The organism is Peptoclostridium sp. (assembly GCF_009881055.1).
Lineage (GTDB): Bacteria > Bacillota > Clostridia > Peptostreptococcales > Peptostreptococcaceae > Peptoclostridium_A.
Map to the genome: position 1 here is coordinate 17,582 of NZ_WXFG01000022.1, position 17,496 is coordinate 35,077.

Below are 17,496 nucleotides of genomic sequence, written 5' to 3' on the forward strand. Positions count from 1 at the left end.
AAGATGTATCTGAAAAAGATAGAGCTTAAGGGCTTCAAATCATTCCCGAACAAGACAGAGATACTCTTCAACAGCGGTATAACGTCCATAGTGGGTCCCAACGGGAGCGGAAAGAGCAATATTTCAGATGCAGTCAGATGGGTGCTTGGCGAACAGAGCATAAAGAGTCTTCGAGGAGAAAAGTCGGAGGATGTCATATTTTCAGGGACAGACTCGAAAAATCCCATGTCGTTTGCAGAGGTGTCCATATCGATAGACAACTGCGAGCGCATAATTGACATCGACTACGCTGAAATAACGATAAAGCGAAGGGTCTACAGGTCCGGCGAGAGCGAATACTCCATAAATTCCCAACAGTGCAGACTTAGGGATATAAAGGAGATGCTCCTGAACACAGGGATAGGCAAGGAAGGCTATTCCATAATTGAACAGGGCAAGATAGACGAGATACTCTCGGGGAATCAGACCGCAAGGCGCAGGCTCTTTGATGAGGCCACGGGAATCTCAAAGTATAGGTACAAAAAGGAAGAGGCCCAAAGGAAGCTTGAGAAAACAAGAGAGAATCTCGAGAGAATAAACGACATTTACTATGAAATAGAAAAGCACATAAGGCCGCTTGAAGTGCAAAGAAATAAGGCGCTCAGGTATATTCAGGTTGAAAGCGAGCTGAGGACTCTTGAGGTGAGCAGCTTTGCCATGCAGATAAGAAAGCTGAGCGAGGAGCTCCTGACTGTTGACGGGCTGCTAAAGGCCGCCGAGAATGAAAGCCTGCGCATTGAAAAAGCAAAAGAGCTCGAGTACGAAGCTTACGGCCATCTCAAGAGCAAGCATGCGTCTGCATGTAAAAGACTCGACATTCTGAGCCAAAACATGTACACGCTGAAGGAGTCAATTGAAAAGACGGCCTCTCAAATAAGAATATATGCCGAAAAAAAATCAAGCCTCCATAGCCTTGTGCGGAAAAACGAAAGTGAGCTTTTTACGCTAAAGGCATCTGCTGATGAGCTGGTAAACGAACAAAAGCTGGCACAGGAAAGGCTTGCAGAATTCAAAAGCGAGCTGGCTCTGCTGATATCAAACAGAAACAGAATAATGGATGAGAGCCGGCTGAATTCCTCGGACATTACAAGCAGTGAGCAGGAGATAGAAGAGCTCAAAAACAGAGCAATTGAACTGCTTGAGAAAAAGAATGCGTGCGCCGTCAGAATTTCAAGCGAGCTGGCTGCGATGGATGCGGCCCTGAGGCGCAGTGATGAACTCGAGAAGGAAAGAGCCGAGCTTTGCTCCTTGAACGAAACCAGGAGGTTGGAAACGGCCGCGCTGGAAAAGAGGCTCGAGTCGCTTAGGGACGAAAGCGAGGAAGGGAAGGCCCGCATTGAAGAAATAAGAAGTTCCATAGAAAACGTCGCCCAGAGCTTGTCAGAGCTTTCCGAGAGGATAAGGGGCCTGCAGCTGGAGATCAAGGACAAAAATTCAAGGCTGGCTGTATATGAATCGATGGAGCGCCAGCTCGAAGGCTACAACAAAGGCGTTAAGGAAGTCCTTACAAGCGGGATAGAAGGCATTGAGGATGTGGTGGCAAACGTCATAGATGTGGAGCGGGAGCATGAAACGGCCGTTGAAATAGCGCTTGGAGCGGCGCTCCAAAACATAATTACAGCTGATGAGGAGTCGGCAAAGCGCGCCATACAATATCTCAAGCAAAGCGGTCACGGCAGAGCTACATTCCTGCCGCTGAACGTGTATGCAAAAAAATCGAGCCAAGTTCTAAAAATCGGACACGGGCTCAGGGGTTTTGTGGGAATTGCTAGCACTCTTGTCGGCTGCAGCGACAAATACAGGCCTGTTATTGAAAGCCTCCTTGGGAGGACAATAGTAGTGCGCGACATGGATTGCGCCATAGCCGCAAACAGAGAAACTGGCTACCAGAACAGGATAGTTACGCTTGACGGACAGATTTTCAATCCAGGAGGATCTATAAGCGGAGGCTCCGTAAAAAAAGTTCAAAACAGCATACTCTCCAGGGGCAGGATTATTGATGAATTAAAGCGTGAGCTCAGCCATCTTCAGGACGAAATTCTCAAGGCGCAGGAGAATGAAATAAGACTCAGAGAAAACAATGCAAGCATGGAGTCGGACTTGAATATAGCCTTAAGCGGCCTGTCTGACATAGACAAGGAGCTCTTGAGGATGAATGCGCAAATTGAGGGCGCTGTGACCACTATTGAGGAATCCAGCGGAAAGGCTCAAAGGCTCATTGCTGAGAATGAAAGAATTAACAGCGAAATAGAGCTCCACAGAGAAAGAGCCCAGCAGACTGAGAAGGAGACAGCGGAAATAGAGCTCTCAATCGCAGGCATACAGGAGCGCCTCAGAACCGAGACGGCGGCAATCAGGGAAAAAAGCTCTGCAAGAGAGGCCAGCGAAAGGGAGCTAAGCCAGATGGGAGCCAAGATTGCAGGCCTTGAGGCGTATGCGGCATCCGGAGAAAGCGAATGTGCAAGGCTTTGCAGCGAGTTAGATTCGAAATGCTCGAGGTTAAAGGAGCTGGAATCAGAAAATTCAAGTCTGTTGCTGCAGATTGGCGAACTTACCGAGATAAGTGTCAAATCGGAAGGCGAGCTAGCATACTTGGAGACAGAACTAAGGCAGGTGGATCTTCAAATAAGCGAGCTTTCAGGCGAAAAAATGAAGCTTGAAAAGAGCATGGAGGAGAAGCTTGAGGCCATAAGAAATTTCGAGGAAGCGTACGCATCATCCAGAGAGGAGCTCATAAAGGCGCAGACGAAAAGGGCAGGAGTGCAAAGCAAGCATGAGGGAATATGCGACTCGCTCTATGAAAGCTACGGGCTTACATACGAGGACGCCAGCAGGGAAAGCTCCGGAAGCGACGCTCCGGACAATGCCCGAATAAGGCAGCTGCGAAGCGAGCTTCGGGAAATTGGAAGTGTGAACCTGGAGTCGATAGGGGAATATGACAGCGAAAAGGAAAGGTATGAGCTCTACAAGAGTCAAAAAAGTGACTTGGAAAGTGCAATATGCGAGCTTGAGGGCCTTATAGAAAGCATAGAAAGCAGCATGACAAGTGAGTTTACGGCTAATTTCGAAATTATAAATTCAAAGTTCAAGACTGTGTTTGCTGAGCTTTTCGGAGGCGGTGGAGCGCAGCTCAGGCTCGAGAGTCCGGAAGCTGTGCTAGAAAGCGACATAGAAATTGATGTAATGCCGCCGGGCAAGAAGTTAAGAAGCATTACGCTCATGTCGGGCGGAGAAAAGGCCCTTACAGCAATAGCTGTGCTGTTTGCAATACTGCTCACTAAGCCGACGCCGTTTTGCATACTCGATGAGATAGAAGCGGCACTTGACGATTCAAACATCGCGAGATTCGGCGCTTTTCTAAAGACGCTCTCGGGAAGCACTCAGTTCGTGGCAATAACACATAGAATGGGCACCATGGAGGTTTCTGACTACATATACGGTGTGACCATGGAGGAGAGCGGAGTATCCAAGCTGCTGACGCTTAAGCTTGAGGATGCCGAAAGATTTGCAGACGAAAAAACTGGTTAGGAGGGATAGAATGTTCAAAAAACTGTTCAATAAGATAACTGGAAAGAGCGAAGAAAAGCTTCAGGAGGAAGTGGAAACAGAAGAGGTTCAGGAAGAAGCGCAGGGTGATAATGCAGAAGAAAGCCTTCAGGAAAGTGAGCCCGTCGAGCCTGAAACTGTAACTCTCGAAGCTGAAAGTGCAATAGAATACGAAGCTGTCCATGAAGAAAAGCCTGAACCGGATGAGGCTGAAGCAGCAGAAGAACTAGAGGCATACGAAACAATCGAGCCTGTGTCGTCTGAAGTGGAGCCTGCTCTTGAGGAAATCGAGGAAGCCGAAGAAGCACCGCAAAAGGGTTTCAATCTTTTTTCAAGGCTCAAGGAAGGCCTTGAAAAGACGAAAAAGGGCATTACGGAAAAAATCGATGTCATACTCAAGTCCTACAAGGGCGTTGACGAGGAGCTTTTCGAGGAAATCGAAGAGGTGCTAATAACATCGGACATGGGCTTTGATACTACACTAAAGATAATCGACTCGCTTAGAGCCAAGGTCAAGGAGAAGAAAATAATCGAGGCCGAAGGTGTAAGAGAGGCTCTAAAGGAAGTCATAGTCGAACTGCTTGAGGGAGAAAGCGCGCTTGTAGAATCAACTCCTGCTATAATTATGGTGGTAGGTGTCAACGGCGTTGGAAAGACTACAACAATAGGCAAGTTGGCAAACAGATTCAAGAAAGAGGGCAAGAGCGTCATGCTCGCAGCCGGAGACACCTTCAGGGCTGCTGCGATAGACCAGCTTGAGGTATGGTCGGACAGGGTCGGTGTAGAGCTCATAAGGCACAGCGAAGGCTCAGATCCTGGAGCAGTCATATTCGATGCCATACAGGCGGCAAAGTCAAGAAAAGCTGACGTGCTAATATGCGATACGGCCGGAAGACTCCACAACAAGAAAAACCTGATGAATGAGCTTGGAAAGATATTCAAGATTGTAGACAGGGAGTATCCCGATGCAAACAGAGAAGTTCTGCTGGTTCTTGATGCGACAACCGGTCAGAACGCCATACAGCAGGCCAAAACCTTCAGTGAGGTTGCAAACCTGACTGGAATAGTTCTGACTAAGCTTGACGGAACAGCAAAAGGCGGAGTAATACTTGCTGTGAAATCAGAAATAGATGTTCCAGTTAAGCTAATAGGCGTTGGTGAAAGACTTGAGGATTTGCAGGATTTCGATGCCAAGAGCTTTGTTGAGGCCTTGTTTGAATAAAAAGGTTGACAAGAGAGGACATCTAATATAAAATACTTCTGTAAAGGCATTAAACTTTACACCGCTGTTTCAAGGGAAGTGAAAATATGGACCTGGACAAAGTAGTGGAAATTTCAGTCCTGTATGATTTCTACGGCGGGCTTCTCACTGACAAGCAAAGGGATGTAGTCAATCTTTACTACAACGAGGATTATTCACTAAGCGAGATAAGTGAGAATCTCCAGATATCTAGACAGGCGGTATATGATACTTTAAAGAGGGCAGTAAAGATACTCAAGGAGTATGAATGCAAGCTAAAGCTTCTAGAGAAGCTCTATGCCCGCAATGACCTTGTCGAAGAGATAAACGAAGGCCTTGCGCAGCTGGGTGAGATGACAGAAAACACAGGCTGCAGCGAGATGGCCGATTTGATACAAAGACTAAAAGATTGCTGCAGGGAGTTGTTGAAATGATTTTTGAAGGCTTAGCAGAAAAACTCCAAAACACGCTTGGCAAGCTTAAAGGCAAGGGCAAGCTTAACGAAAAAGACGTCAATGACGCCATGAGAGAAGTAAAGCTTGCGCTGCTTGAAGCGGATGTCAACTTCAAAGTGGTTAAGCAGTTTATTGAAAAAGTCAAGGAAAGAGCCATAGGCCAGGAGGTCATGGAGAGCCTGACGCCTGGACAGCATGTAATTAAAATTGTAAATGAAGAGCTTACAAATCTCATGGGTAACGTCCAGAGCAAGATCAATTTTTCCTCAAAGCCGCCTACTGTAATAATGCTTGTCGGACTTCAGGGAGCCGGTAAGACGACTACTGCCGGAAAGCTCGGAGGATACTTAAAGAAACAAGGCAAAAAACCTCTGCTGGTCGCATGCGACATATACAGACCGGCTGCAATAAAGCAGCTTAAGGTGGTAGGAGAGCAGCTGGGCATTCCGGTGTTCGAGCTGGGAGACCAGAAGAGTCCTGTTGACATAGCCAGAGAAGGACTTGAGAAATCAAGAAAAGACGGCAACGATGTTCTGATAATAGATACTGCGGGAAGACTTCACATAGACACCGAGCTTATGGACGAGCTTGTAAATATAAAGCAGTCTATAAGGCCGCATGAGATACTGCTTGTGATAGACTCCATGACAGGACAGGATGCGGTAAACGTAGCCGAGAGCTTTAACGGTGCCCTGGGTATCGACGGCGTAATTCTCACAAAGCTTGACGGAGACACTAGAGGCGGCGCGGCACTTTCTGTAAAAGCAGTAACACAAAAGCCAATAAAGTTTGCCGGAGTCGGCGAAAAGCTCGATGAGCTGGAGCCGTTCTATCCTGACAGGATTGCATCAAGGATACTCGGAATGGGTGACATTCTGGGGCTCATTGAAAAGGCGCAGGCCAACATCGATGAGAAGAAGGCCAAGGAGCTTGAGCAGAGGATAAGAAAGCAGCAGTTCACATTCGAGGATTTCCTGGAGCAGCTCGAGCAGGTCAAAAAGCTCGGTCCGCTCAACAAGATACTCGAAATGATGCCGGGCATGGGGCAGATGAAGCAGCTCAAGGACATCGACTTTGATGACAGGGAGATTGTCAAGGTGCAGGCTATCATACAGTCGATGACCAGGCAGGAGCGAAACGATCCGGATATCCTGAATGCAAGCAGGAAAAAAAGGATAGCCAGGGGAAGCGGCACAAGCGTGCAGGAAGTAAACAGACTGCTCAAGCAGTTCGAGCAGACAAAGAAGATGATGAAGAAGTTTGCAGGCATGGAAAAGAGCTTTAAAAAGGGAGGCAATGCAAAGTTTCCTTTCTTTTAGCATAAAAAATAATCTATATGAAAAATTTGAGGAGGTTCAATAAATATGGCAGTAAAGATAAGACTTAAAAGAATGGGTGCACACAAAAAACCTTTTTACAGAATAGTAGTTGCAGATTCTCGTTCTCCAAGGGACGGAAAATTCATAGAGGAAATAGGCTTCTACAATCCGGTTTCAGAAGCTAAAGAAGTGAGAATAAACGATGAGAAAGCTGTTAAGTGGCTTAAAGATGGCGCTCAGCCAACTGAAACAGTAAAAGATCTTTTCAAGAAGAATGGCATACTTGAGAAGTTCGAAGCTGCAAAAAAAGGAGAATAACCACTTACTAGGAGGTGGGACTTATGGGTGAATTAGTTAAGATAATTGCAAAATCTCTAGTAGACAATCCATCTGAGGTTTCAGTAAATGAGATTGAAGGTGAGCATTCCCTTGTAATTGAATTGAAAGTTGCCCCTGACGACATGGGCAAGGTGATAGGCAAGCAGGGCAGAATAGCTAAAGCCATAAGAACACTAGTAAAAGCGGCAGCCACGAAAGAGAACAAAAAAGTAATAGTTGAAATAGTACAATAATAATAAAAAGGATTAGATTACTAATCCTTTTTTGTGATTGGAGGCTGATTTTCATAGAAGTTAACGTCAAAATTGGCCAGATTGTCAATACGCAGGGTCTAAAGGGCGAAATGAGAATATATCCGCTAACCGACTATCCAGAAAGATTTGAGGAAGTAGGCTGGGTATTCTTAGGCGATGACTTTGACAAGAAGATCAAGATACAAAAGGTCAGATACAAGAAAAACATCGTGATACTAAAGCTTGAGGGCATAGACAGCATAGAGCAGGTTGAGCTACTCAGAAACAGGTATTTGTATATTCCAAGGGAAAGCAGAGAACTGCCTGAAGATACATACTACATCGACGATCTCATAGGGCTCAAGGTTTACCTGGTCGATGGCGATTATGTGGGCGTTATGGAGGATGTTTTCAGCACAGCTGGGGCTAATGACGTGTATGTCATAAGGTCTCAGGAGGGCAGGGAAATAATGATTCCTGCTGTGGGTGAGTTTGTAAAGGAAATAGATATTCACGGCGGAAGGATTACGATCGACCCTATTGAGGGGATGATATAATGAATTTCCACTTCCTTACGATTTTCCCTGAAATGATAGAAAACTACGCAAATGAGAGCATAATTAAAAGAGCCTCAGAAAGCGGAGCCATAAGCGTAAAGACATGGAACATAAGGGACTATTCAAAAAACAAGCACAAGAAGGTGGACGACTACCCTTACGGCGGTGGAAGCGGAATGGTGATGACGGCTCAGCCGATATACGACGCCTACATGGACATGCTCAAAAGTGAAGGAATGGAAAAGGAAAAGCCTCATGTGATATACATGTCGCCGAAGGGTAGGGTGTTCAGCCAGGAGATAGCCATAGAGCTTGCAAATCACTCCGACATAGTGTTCCTGTGCGGGCACTATGAAGGTGTGGACCAGAGGATAATAGACCTTATCGTGGACGATGAGATATCGATAGGCGACTACGTGCTCACGGGCGGCGAGCTGCCTGCACTGGTTGTAATGGACGCCGTTTCGCGCATGATTCCCGGCGTGCTTGGCGGCGAAGATTCGCATATTGACGAATCTTTCATGGAGGGAATGCTTGAATACCCGCACTACACAAGGCCTGCAGAGTTCATGGGGCACAGCGTGCCGCAGGTACTCCTCTCTGGCGACCACAAGAAGATAGAACAGTGGAGAAAAGAGCAGGCACAGGCAATAACCAGAAAAAGAAGACCGGATCTTATCAAATAAAAACTTGATTAGAATACGGATTTGTAGTACAATTTATATGCTGAATACGCGCGTTCCTCTGTTTCGCAACAAAGAATTGAAATAAGAACGTAGCAGAATAGGAGGAAGTATAATGGATATAATAAGAAGCATTGAACAAGCGCAGCTTAAAAGCGATCTGCCATCATTCGGAGCAGGAGACACAGTAAAGGTGCACATTAAGGTAACAGAGGGCAAAAGAGAGAGAATCCAGATTTTCGAAGGCGTTGTAATAAAAAGACAAGGCGGCGGAAACAGAGAGACTTTCACAGTTAGAAAAATATCTTTCGGAGTAGGCGTTGAGAAGATATTCCCTGTTCACTCACCTGTAATCGAGAAAATCGAAGTTACAAGAAAAGGTAAAGTCAGAAGAGCGAAGATCTACTATCTACGTGAAAGAACTGGTAAGGCAGCAAAAGTTAAAGAAGCCAAGAAGTAAAGCTAAGGGACTGGTATTTCAGTCCCTTTTAAAATCCCCAAAATATGACGATTTAAACAGGATGTGTTTCATATGGAAAATATCAACTGGTTCCCCGGCCACATGAAAAAAACCAGGGATCTTTTGCGCGACAACCTAAAGCTTATTGACGTGGTAATAGAAATACTAGACAGCAGAATTCCAATAAGCAGCAAGAACCCTGAGATAGATAAGATAATTGACGGCAAGGCCAAGGTGGTAGTGCTCAACAAGCTTGACCTCTCGGATCCTGCCAAGACTGACCAGTGGAAAAAACACTTTAAGGACAACGGCATAAGGGCCATATTTTTGGACTCCATAAAGGGAGTAGGCATAGAAGCGCTCATATCAGAGTGCCGCCTGGCCGCCAGCGAGAAGATGAGTCATCTTGCAAGCAGGGGCCGAAACGAACGCGCCATAAGGGTCATGATAGTGGGCATACCTAATGTAGGCAAGTCATCCCTGATAAACAAGCTGTCAGGCAAAAAAAGCGCCAAGGTAGGCAATAGGCCGGGCGTGACAAGAGGAAAGCAGTGGGTGAAGCTAAAGGGCGACCTTGAGATGCTCGATACTCCGGGCATACTCTGGCCGAAATTCGAGGACCAGAGCGTTGCTCTCAATCTGGCTTTCACAGGAGCCATAAAGGACGAAATTCTTGACTCGGAGACCGTAGCCCTTAGGCTTATAGAAAAGCTCTCTCTAATCGAGCCTGAGAAGCTTAAAACAAGATTCGCGCTCGAGGAGCTCGGCGAAACTCCGCTTGAGACAATGGATGCCATTGGCAGAAAAAGAGGCTGCATAATATCAAAAAGTGAAATAGACTACGAAAGGGTTGCGGGAATAATACTCCACGAATTCAGAAGCGCAAAAATCGGGAGAATTACGCTAGAAACGCCAGACGACCTGCAGACAATAGAGAAGGATTAATCTTTCTCATTTTTTTGCGTGTGATATCATTACATTAATATATGAGAATGCCGATATACTATTCAGGCGCATTCGTTACTAGGGGAGAGGAAGAATACATGTTTTCAAGGATGAATCTTAAGTCAATAGAAGAACAGCTCAAGGGAGTTGGCAAAGATGAAATAATTGAGGCCATAGAGCTTCTAAGGCAGGATGAAAGAAAGACAGTACAAAAGCTGGCAGACAAGTACGAAAAGCAGCTCAGGAGGGCGCAGGCGGAAATTGAGAGAGTAGAGAAGCTAAAGCGCTATGAAAAAGAGCTCATAGGCAAAGGCTACGCCCTTGTGGCGGGCATCGACGAAGCCGGCAGAGGACCCCTTGCAGGGCCGGTGGTTGCCGCAGCTGTGATACTCCCCGAGGATGCATTCATAGAGGGAATAAACGACTCCAAAAAGCTGAGCCCTCAAAAGCGCGACCTGCTGTTTGATGAGATAAAAGCTAAAGCCATTTCATGGGGCGTGGGGATAGTAGACAGCGACGAGATTGACAGAATAAACATACTTAACGCCACTATAAGGGCCATGAGGCAGGCCATAGTGGCTTTGGACAAAAAGCCGGACTATCTTCTTATTGATGCGCTCGAGCTGAACGCAATAGGAATACCACAAAAGGGCATAATCAAGGGTGATGCAAATTCGATTTCAATAGCGGCCGCAAGCATAATAGCCAAGGTTACCAGGGACAGGATGATGCTCGAATACGATAAAGAGTTTCCGGGGTTCGGTTTTAGCGAGCATAAGGGGTACGGCACGCGGGAGCACTACGAAGCTATAAGCAACCAGGGAATATGCAGCATACACAGGAAGACTTTCCTTAAATCAATAATCTAAAAGCGGTGATATCATGAAAATACAGTCGCAGTCTCTAAAATCCATAGAAAGCAGGCTGGAAAAGGGTGCTCGCAGGGACGAACTTGGCATATCAAAAGGAATGGAGATAAGAGCAACAGTCGTTGATTCCTCGCTAAGCAAGGTAAGAATAATGCTTGAAAATGGCAGGCAGCTAAGCGCAAAGACCAGCGTCCCCTTTGAAAATTTTATAAATGAAAAGCTCGTTTTCAAGGTGCTTGCTGATGAAGGTGGCCTGGTAATAAGGCCTAAGCTCCAGGATGCGAATATTAGGCATGAGCTGGACATGAAGGTAAGCAAGTTAATAGCCTCACTTGGCCTGCAGGACAATCAGGAGAGTAGGGAAATCGTTCGTGACATGATGAAGCTTGAGATACCTGTAACAAAAAATAACTTTCAGGCTATAAGCGAGAATATAAAATCGCTTGAAATACTAAAAATGCTTGACAAAGATGAAGTCGCAGCTCTAAAGTCAACTGTTGCAAAAGCTGAAAGCATGGAGCTGCGGGAACTTGGCAAGCTTGTAATCGCAGAAAGCAAGGGAGAAAACCTTAAAGGACTCCTTGATATACTCAAGGCCGCCTCTGCCGGAAGAGACGAATTGCTTTTCATGTTCAAAAACGGCATTAAGCTTAACGTGCAGAATACAATCAACATGAGCGGAATAAATGACGGAAGCGTAAATATAGCAACTGTTTTGGAGCAGCTAGGTGAAGGTCTGCAAAACATGGCAGTATCAAATGAAACGCCGCAGATTAAAATTAAAAATGAACTCGTAAGAATAATGGAAAATATTGTGGTGGATTTTTCAAAAGAAGAAACACCGCAGATTTCAAACAAAAGAGGGCTAGATAGCCTGACCGGCAAGCTCGAGGAGCTTATAAAGGCGGACATCAATAAAGCAGAAGGGGCAGGCGAACTGGAGTCTGCCTTTGGCAAGCTCCAGCTTCTTAGCGAGCTTGGCAAGGCAGAAGGTTACTTTCAGCTCCCGCTAAGGGGGCAAAATGAAAACCACGTGGCACAGCTGCTTGTTAAAAGGGAGAGGAAACGAGAACAGGGCGAGAGTGAGAGGTACTCAGCCTTGATTGCTATAGGTACAAGCAATTTGGGCAATGTTGCCTGCAAGGTGGGTTATTCTGCCAGCTGCGGCTATGATGTTGAATTCAGCCTTGAGGACGAACGGACAGTCAGGCTTTTCAAGGCCAGCGCCCGGGCGATAGACAAGAGTCTTTCGGAGCTCGGTGGAATGCCTGTACGGACAAGTTTCAGGCTGGCTGAGGATAGAGACGATAGATCCGAGCTTATAGGGAATAGCAGGGATACGATTCAAGAAATGCCAAATTTTGATATGTGGGTGTGATTATATGAAGCCTAGAAAGGGTATAAAAATTGCAGCGGCACTCAAGTATGACATGAAAAATGACGGTGCGCCTATGCTCCTGGCAAAGGGCAAGGGGCTAGTGGCCCAGAAAATACTTGAGCGGGCCAGCGAAGGCGGCATTGATGTACATGAAGATGCCAGCGTAGCTGGCAGCCTTATGCAGCTTGATATTGGCAGCGAAATACCAGAATGCCTTTACGAAGCTGTTGCAAGAATACTTGCTCATATTATAGACATTGACAATAAAGAGGCGGGCAGGAAATGAACAATGTACAATTGGGCGCCAAGGGAGAAGAGGTTGCATTGCAGTTTCTCCTGAAAAGAGGTTACAGGATACTCGAAAAAAATTTCAGGCTGCGCATGGGTGAAATAGATATAATTGCCTCGAAAGGCGGCTGCATAATTTTCGCAGAGGTCAAATCCAGAAGAAGTCTTTCCTTCGGCTACCCATGCGAGGCTGTTGATTTAAGAAAGCAAAGAAAGATTCTGATGGTAGCCAAGAGCTACATTCACATGAAGAGGCTCTACGATGCAGATTGCAGATTCGACATAATAGAAGTGTACATAAATGAAAAAAAGGTGAACCACATAGAGGGAGCCTTTTGCGAATGATAACATAACTGGGGGAGATTTCCTTGTTTAGCAAGATTCTGAGTGCTGGAATAAGCGGCATCGACGCCTTCATAGTTGACGTAGAAATAGATGTGGGCAAAGGTTTGCCCACTTTTAACGTCATAGGACTTCCAGATGCTGCCATAAGGGAGGCGAAGGAGCGAATAAAGTCGGCTATACAAAACAGCGGTTACAAATTTCCAAACAAAAAAATACTTGTGAACCTCTCGCCGGCAGACATCAGAAAGGAAGGAAGCCATTTTGATCTGCCAATGGCGGTAGCCATGCTAAGCAGCTGCATTGAGCTCTCAGAGAAAAAGCTCAGCGATTGCGTAATAGTGGGCGAGCTCTCACTTGACGGGAGAATTAAAAAAATAAAGGGTGCGCTTTCGATTGCCATAATGGCCAGAGAAGCGGGCTTCAAAAGCGTAATTGTGCCGCACGACAATAGAAACGAGGCTGCATCAGTAGAGGGAATTGACGTTTTTGCCTATGAAAATCTGAGCCAGGTGATAAAGGCGCTTGAAGACGGCGAAGACATGAAGCCACATTCTGTCAGCGCTCAGGCATCAGGCCTGGATGAGAGCAGATTTGACTTTAGCGATGTAAGGGGCAACTATTTTGCAAAGCGCGGCTTTGAAATAGCAGCTGCAGGCAACCACAACATCATGATGATAGGCCCTCCTGGCTCAGGCAAGACAATGATGGCAAAGAGGCTCACCTCGATACTCCCCGGACCTACACACGAGGAGTCCATGGAGATAAGCAAGATATACAGCTGCTGCGGTATGCTGGGAGGAGAAGGGCTCATGCTCGCTCGTCCGTTTCGCTCGCCACATCATACTGCGACAAAGGTCTCCTTAATAGGAGGAGGAAAAGACGCAAAGCCGGGTGAAGTGGTCTTGGCCCACAGGGGCGTCCTGTTCCTGGACGAGCTTCCGGAGTTCGACAAGAAAGCTCTCGAGTGTCTGAGGGAACCAATCGAGGACGGGATTGTCAGCATAACCCGTCTCAAAAACTCAGCATGCTATCCGGCCAGCTTCCTTTTCGCTTCGAGCATGAATCCCTGCCAGTGCGGCTACTTTAGACATCCGAGTATCGAGTGTACATGCACTCCAGGGGATGTCAGAAGGTATCTGGGCAGAGTGTCCGGACCAATACTCGACAGGGTCGATATTTTTATAGAAATGGTGCCGGTTGACTTTGAGAGCATAAGCACAAGGACTTGCGAGGAGAGCTCCAGGAGCATAAAGGAGAGGATATACAGAGCCCGCAAAGTTCAAGGCCAGCGGTACAAGACGGAGAACTTCTCCTGTAACAGCCAGATGAGCACCTCGGACACAGAAAAGCACTGCAGTCTTGAAGGCGAGGCCAAGGATTTCATGAGGATGCTGTTTGAAAAGTATAACCTTACAACCAGGTCGTACTACAGGATGCTCAAGGTGGCAAGGACAATTGCAGACATGGAGGAAAGTGAACATGTTGAAATAAAACACCTTTCTGAAGCTTTTTCTTTCAGAAAGGCTTATTACTCGTATTGGAGGGCGTAGCTATGAAGAGAAGGGATGCATATTTGCTTTTGTGGTGCACAAGCGGCATAGGCTACAAGACGCTGAGAAGCATCGAGACTTATCTGGGTGACATAGGAAGGCTCTGGAACTTGGATCCGGGCGAAATAAACTCTATGCAGTTTGTCGGCAAGAAGGCAAGGAGAGCACTTATAGATGGAATAAAAGATGGAGCCGTAAATAGAATTAAAGAAAGGCTTGAAAAAGAAAATATATCATACATGACAATAGAGTGCGAGGGTTATCCGTCAAAACTAAGGCAGATATTCGACCCTCCATATGTGCTTTTTTACAGAGGAAACCGGGCGCTGCTGGAGAATTTCTCAATAGCCATAGTCGGCTCACGGAAACCTTCAGCATATGGCATGCTCTGTTCAAAAAAATTTTCTGGAGAGCTATCAAGATTGGGCGTTACTGTAGTGAGCGGCATGGCGACAGGAATAGACTGCTGTTCGCATTACGGCGCATACAACCAAAAAGGCAAGACTGTGGCTGTGTTGGGTTCTTCACTTGACAATCCGTATCCGCCCGAGAATGCAGGGCTCATGAACAAGATAGTGGAAAGCGGCGGAGTCGCGGTGTCAGAATATCCACCAGGAACAAGGACACTTCCTGGATTTTTTCCTATGCGAAATAGAATAATAAGCGGCATGTCGGACGGGGTGCTTATAGTGGAGGCAGCCCAAAAAAGCGGCTCGTTAATAACAATGGACTATGCTCTTGATCAAGGGAGAAATGTCTATTCTGTGCCGGGCAACATAAATTCGTTGATGAGCGAGGGGACAAACAGGATCATAAAAAGCGGAGCAAAGCTGGTTACGTGCGTAGAGGACATACTGGAGGACTATGGGCTTGGCACGAAAAAGGCCGGGCTTGAGATGGCGGCTGCAGCCGCAGCGGCAGACTTTTCAGAGAGCGAAGCCGCAGTTATCGGCGCGCTAAGGCAGAATGGAATTATGCATATTGATTCGATATGCGATGCCACATCCATTCCTCTGAGCGAAATCATTGGGGTGTTGAATATTTTGCAGATAAAGGGTATAGTATTAGAGTTAGGAGCAAACACATATGCTATAGCATAAAAAGCGCTGCGGCGTAAGTGTTTGAATATGCATTCAAGGACATTTCGGAGGTGTAAGTCTTAATGGCAAAAAATCTAGTCATAGTTGAATCACCTGCCAAAGCTAAAACAATAGGAAAATTTCTCGGAAGCAATTATAAAGTGAAGGCCTCCGTAGGACATGTCAGAGATTTGCCTAAAAGTAAGCTTGGAGTTGACATAGAAAACGAATTCGAGCCCCAGTATATAACAATAAGAGGCAAGGGGCCTACTATAAATGAAATAAAGAAGGAAGCTAAAAAATCTGAAAAGATTTTTCTTGCAACCGACCCTGACAGGGAGGGCGAGGCTATATCATGGCATCTTGCGAACATACTCAAACTCGACGAAAAAGAGGCGTGCAGGATAGAATTCAATGAGATAACAAAGGACGCCATAAAAAAGGCTATTAAGGCTCCACGGCAGATTGACACCGACCTTGTGGATGCACAGCAGGCCAGAAGAGTGCTCGACCGTCTCGTGGGTTATCAGATAAGTCCTCTTCTCTGGGAGAAGGTTAGAAAAGGTCTCAGCGCCGGAAGGGTCCAGTCTGCAGTCACAAAGATAATATGTGACAGGGAGAAGGAAATAGAAGCATTCGAGCCAAAAGAGTACTGGACGCTCGATATAACTGCCGCAAAGGAAGACGGAAGCAGTATAGAGTTCAAGTTTCATGGAGACAAGGACAACAAGATAGAAATAAGCAGCGGGCAGGAGGCTGATGCAATAATAGCTGCAATAGCCGACGGAGAGTTGAATGTGTCACAGGTTGAAAAAAAGGACAGGAAGAGGAAGGCTATGCCGGCCTTCACAACAAGCTCCCTTCAGCAAGAGGCATCAAGCAGACTCAATTTCTCGACAAAAAAGACCATGATGGTGGCCCAGCAGCTCTATGAGGGCATAGACGTCAAGGGCGAGGGCAATGTCGGTTTGGTGACATATATAAGGACTGACTCGACGAGGATATCAGACGAGGCGGTCGATAAGGCAAAGGAGTATATAATAGCGGAGCTTGGTGATAAATACTTCAAAGGATTTGAAAAGAGCAAGAGCAAGGCCAAGAAGGTTCAGGACGCACACGAGGCCATAAGACCGACGTATATTGACAAGACTCCAGATTCAATAAAGGATTCTCTAAGCTCTGACCAGTACAAGTTGTACAAGCTTATCTGGGAGAGGTATACAGCATCGCTCATGAAGGATTGTGTTTACGACAGCATGAGCATACTTGCGGAAGCGGGCGGATATAGCTTCAAGGCTACAGGCTCCAAGCTAAAGTTCGATGGATTTCTCAAGGTGTACAGCTTTGCAAAGCAAGAGGATACCATACTCCCTGATGTCAGCGTGGGCGAGAAGCTGAATATCGTAGAAACGCTTCCAAAGCAGCACTTTACTCAGCCGCCGCCTCGCTATTCTGAGGCGTCTCTGGTAAAGACTCTTGAAGAGCTGGGAATAGGAAGGCCGAGTACGTATGCTCCTACAATATCTACAATACTGGCAAGAGGATATGTAGAAAAGCAAGGCGGCGCGCTTAAGCCTTCTGAGCTCGGGGTTTTAATAAACGAAATTATGGAGAAAAATTTCGACTATATAGTTGATGTCAAGTTTACTGCAGACATGGAAAGTAAACTCGACCTTATAGAAGAAGGCAAGCTTAAGTGGAAAAGCCTTATTACGGAATTTTACGGGCCGCTCAAGGTTTCGATAGAAAAGGCTGAGCAGACAATAGAGAAGATATCAATGGATGAGGAAACAGATGAAATCTGCGACAAGTGCGGAGCAAACATGCTGATTAAGTACGGCAGATTCGGAAGATTCCTGGCATGCAAAAATTACCCTGAATGCAAGAGCACAAAGCCACTCCTGAACAAGACTGGCATTGCGTGTCCAAAATGCAATGAAGGCGATCTTGTCGAGAGAAGGAGCAAGAGAGGGAGATTTTTCTACGGCTGTTCCAGATATCCGGAATGCGATTTTGTATCCTGGGACAAACCGACCGGTGAAAAATGTCCGGAATGCGGGGAATTCCTTGTGGAAAAATACACAAAAAAAGAAACAAAAATCAAGTGCTCAAACAAGGAATGCGGTTATGTAAAACTTGACAAGTAAAGCTGCCTATTGATATAAATGTCG

At 46.2% G+C, this 17,496-nt stretch carries 17 protein-coding genes; all 17 read left to right on the forward strand.

The features are described 5' to 3' along the window. Positions 1 to 3: 3 nt before the first annotated feature. Positions 4 to 3,567, forward strand: coding sequence for a chromosome segregation protein SMC (gene smc, locus GT589_RS05405; protein ID WP_293397147.1), 3,564 nt, complete (start codon positions 4 to 6; stop codon positions 3,565 to 3,567). Positions 3,568 to 3,577: 10 nt separating this feature from the next. Continuing rightward, on the forward strand, positions 3,578 to 4,807 hold the full coding sequence (gene ftsY / locus GT589_RS05410) for a signal recognition particle-docking protein FtsY (RefSeq protein ID WP_293397150.1): 1,230 nt from the start codon (positions 3,578 to 3,580) through the stop codon (positions 4,805 to 4,807). Positions 4,808 to 4,893: 86 nt separating this feature from the next. Next, positions 4,894 to 5,259, forward strand: a complete 366-nt coding sequence (gene ylxM / locus GT589_RS05415) for a YlxM family DNA-binding protein (protein ID WP_293397153.1) — start codon at positions 4,894 to 4,896, stop codon at positions 5,257 to 5,259. Continuing rightward, the gene (ffh, locus tag GT589_RS05420; protein ID WP_293397156.1) at positions 5,256 to 6,599 is read left to right on the forward strand and encodes a signal recognition particle protein; all 1,344 of its coding nucleotides are present in this window, start codon (positions 5,256 to 5,258) and stop codon (positions 6,597 to 6,599) included. The genes ylxM and ffh overlap by 4 nt, the downstream gene beginning before the upstream one ends. A gap of 45 nt (positions 6,600 to 6,644) precedes the next feature. Continuing rightward, positions 6,645 to 6,917 (forward strand): 30S ribosomal protein S16, encoded by a 273-nt coding sequence (gene rpsP, locus GT589_RS05425; RefSeq protein WP_293397159.1) that lies wholly within the window; start codon positions 6,645 to 6,647, stop codon positions 6,915 to 6,917. Between the two features lie 23 nt (positions 6,918 to 6,940). Further along, a complete protein-coding gene (locus GT589_RS05430; protein WP_293397162.1) occupies positions 6,941 to 7,171 on the forward strand; it encodes a KH domain-containing protein in 231 nt (76 codons plus the stop codon). 71 nt (positions 7,172 to 7,242) lie between these two features. After that, positions 7,243 to 7,728 carry a ribosome maturation factor RimM gene (gene rimM / locus GT589_RS05435; RefSeq protein WP_293397339.1) on the forward strand — a complete coding sequence of 162 codons (486 nt, stop codon included), beginning with the start codon at positions 7,243 to 7,245 and terminating at the stop codon, positions 7,726 to 7,728. After that, a complete protein-coding gene (gene trmD, locus GT589_RS05440) occupies positions 7,728 to 8,414 on the forward strand; it encodes a tRNA (guanosine(37)-N1)-methyltransferase TrmD (protein ID WP_293397165.1) in 687 nt (228 codons plus the stop codon). The genes rimM and trmD overlap by 1 nt, the downstream gene beginning before the upstream one ends. 112 nt (positions 8,415 to 8,526) lie before the next feature. Then, on the forward strand, positions 8,527 to 8,871 hold the full coding sequence (gene rplS, locus GT589_RS05445) for a 50S ribosomal protein L19 (RefSeq protein WP_293397168.1): 345 nt from the start codon (positions 8,527 to 8,529) through the stop codon (positions 8,869 to 8,871). 72 nt (positions 8,872 to 8,943) lie between these two features. Next, on the forward strand, positions 8,944 to 9,816 hold the full coding sequence (gene ylqF, locus GT589_RS05450) for a ribosome biogenesis GTPase YlqF (RefSeq protein ID WP_293397171.1): 873 nt from the start codon (positions 8,944 to 8,946) through the stop codon (positions 9,814 to 9,816). Positions 9,817 to 9,857: 41 nt separating this feature from the next. Beyond that, positions 9,858 to 10,685 (forward strand): ribonuclease HII, encoded by an 828-nt coding sequence (locus tag GT589_RS05455; protein WP_330582863.1) that lies wholly within the window; start codon positions 9,858 to 9,860, stop codon positions 10,683 to 10,685. A gap of 13 nt (positions 10,686 to 10,698) precedes the next feature. Continuing rightward, positions 10,699 to 12,063, forward strand: coding sequence for a hypothetical protein (locus tag GT589_RS05460; protein WP_293397174.1), 1,365 nt, complete (start codon positions 10,699 to 10,701; stop codon positions 12,061 to 12,063). Between the two features lie 4 nt (positions 12,064 to 12,067). Then, a complete protein-coding gene (locus GT589_RS05465; RefSeq protein WP_293397177.1) occupies positions 12,068 to 12,349 on the forward strand; it encodes an EscU/YscU/HrcU family type III secretion system export apparatus switch protein in 282 nt (93 codons plus the stop codon). Continuing rightward, positions 12,346 to 12,696: a YraN family protein gene (locus GT589_RS05470; protein ID WP_293397179.1), complete on the forward strand. Its 351-nt coding sequence runs from the start codon at positions 12,346 to 12,348 to the stop codon at positions 12,694 to 12,696. Before GT589_RS05465 ends, GT589_RS05470 begins: the two co-directional genes overlap by 4 nt. A gap of 23 nt (positions 12,697 to 12,719) precedes the next feature. Further along, positions 12,720 to 14,246: a YifB family Mg chelatase-like AAA ATPase gene (locus tag GT589_RS05475; RefSeq protein WP_293397182.1), complete on the forward strand. Its 1,527-nt coding sequence runs from the start codon at positions 12,720 to 12,722 to the stop codon at positions 14,244 to 14,246. A 2-nt stretch (positions 14,247 to 14,248) separates the two neighbouring features. Further along, positions 14,249 to 15,346 carry a DNA-processing protein DprA gene (gene dprA / locus GT589_RS05480; RefSeq protein ID WP_293397185.1) on the forward strand — a complete coding sequence of 366 codons (1,098 nt, stop codon included), beginning with the start codon at positions 14,249 to 14,251 and terminating at the stop codon, positions 15,344 to 15,346. A 62-nt stretch (positions 15,347 to 15,408) separates the two neighbouring features. Continuing rightward, the gene (gene topA, locus GT589_RS05485; RefSeq protein WP_293397188.1) at positions 15,409 to 17,472 is read left to right on the forward strand and encodes a type I DNA topoisomerase; all 2,064 of its coding nucleotides are present in this window, start codon (positions 15,409 to 15,411) and stop codon (positions 17,470 to 17,472) included. The last annotated feature ends 24 nt before the right edge of the window (positions 17,473 to 17,496 follow it).

Excerpts from the sequence above, each read along its gene's own strand:
- smc (WP_293397147.1), top strand. The coding sequence starts at position 4 with ATGTATCTGAAAAAGATAGAGCTTAAGGGCTTCAAATCATTCCCGAAC.
- ftsY (WP_293397150.1), top strand. The coding sequence starts at position 3,578 with ATGTTCAAAAAACTGTTCAATAAGATAACTGGAAAGAGCGAAGAAAAG.
- ylxM (WP_293397153.1), top strand. The coding sequence starts at position 4,894 with ATGGACCTGGACAAAGTAGTGGAAATTTCAGTCCTGTATGATTTCTAC.
- ffh (WP_293397156.1), top strand. The coding sequence starts at position 5,256 with ATGATTTTTGAAGGCTTAGCAGAAAAACTCCAAAACACGCTTGGCAAG.
- rpsP (WP_293397159.1), top strand. The coding sequence starts at position 6,645 with ATGGCAGTAAAGATAAGACTTAAAAGAATGGGTGCACACAAAAAACCT.
- GT589_RS05430 (WP_293397162.1), top strand. The coding sequence starts at position 6,941 with ATGGGTGAATTAGTTAAGATAATTGCAAAATCTCTAGTAGACAATCCA.
- trmD (WP_293397165.1), top strand. The coding sequence starts at position 7,728 with ATGAATTTCCACTTCCTTACGATTTTCCCTGAAATGATAGAAAACTAC.
- rplS (WP_293397168.1), top strand. The coding sequence starts at position 8,527 with ATGGATATAATAAGAAGCATTGAACAAGCGCAGCTTAAAAGCGATCTG.
- ylqF (WP_293397171.1), top strand. The coding sequence starts at position 8,944 with ATGGAAAATATCAACTGGTTCCCCGGCCACATGAAAAAAACCAGGGAT.
- GT589_RS05455 (WP_330582863.1), top strand. The coding sequence starts at position 9,858 with ATGAGAATGCCGATATACTATTCAGGCGCATTCGTTACTAGGGGAGAG.
- GT589_RS05460 (WP_293397174.1), top strand. The coding sequence starts at position 10,699 with ATGAAAATACAGTCGCAGTCTCTAAAATCCATAGAAAGCAGGCTGGAA.
- GT589_RS05465 (WP_293397177.1), top strand. The coding sequence starts at position 12,068 with ATGAAGCCTAGAAAGGGTATAAAAATTGCAGCGGCACTCAAGTATGAC.
- GT589_RS05470 (WP_293397179.1), top strand. The coding sequence starts at position 12,346 with ATGAACAATGTACAATTGGGCGCCAAGGGAGAAGAGGTTGCATTGCAG.
- dprA (WP_293397185.1), top strand. The coding sequence starts at position 14,249 with ATGAAGAGAAGGGATGCATATTTGCTTTTGTGGTGCACAAGCGGCATA.
- topA (WP_293397188.1), top strand. The coding sequence starts at position 15,409 with ATGGCAAAAAATCTAGTCATAGTTGAATCACCTGCCAAAGCTAAAACA.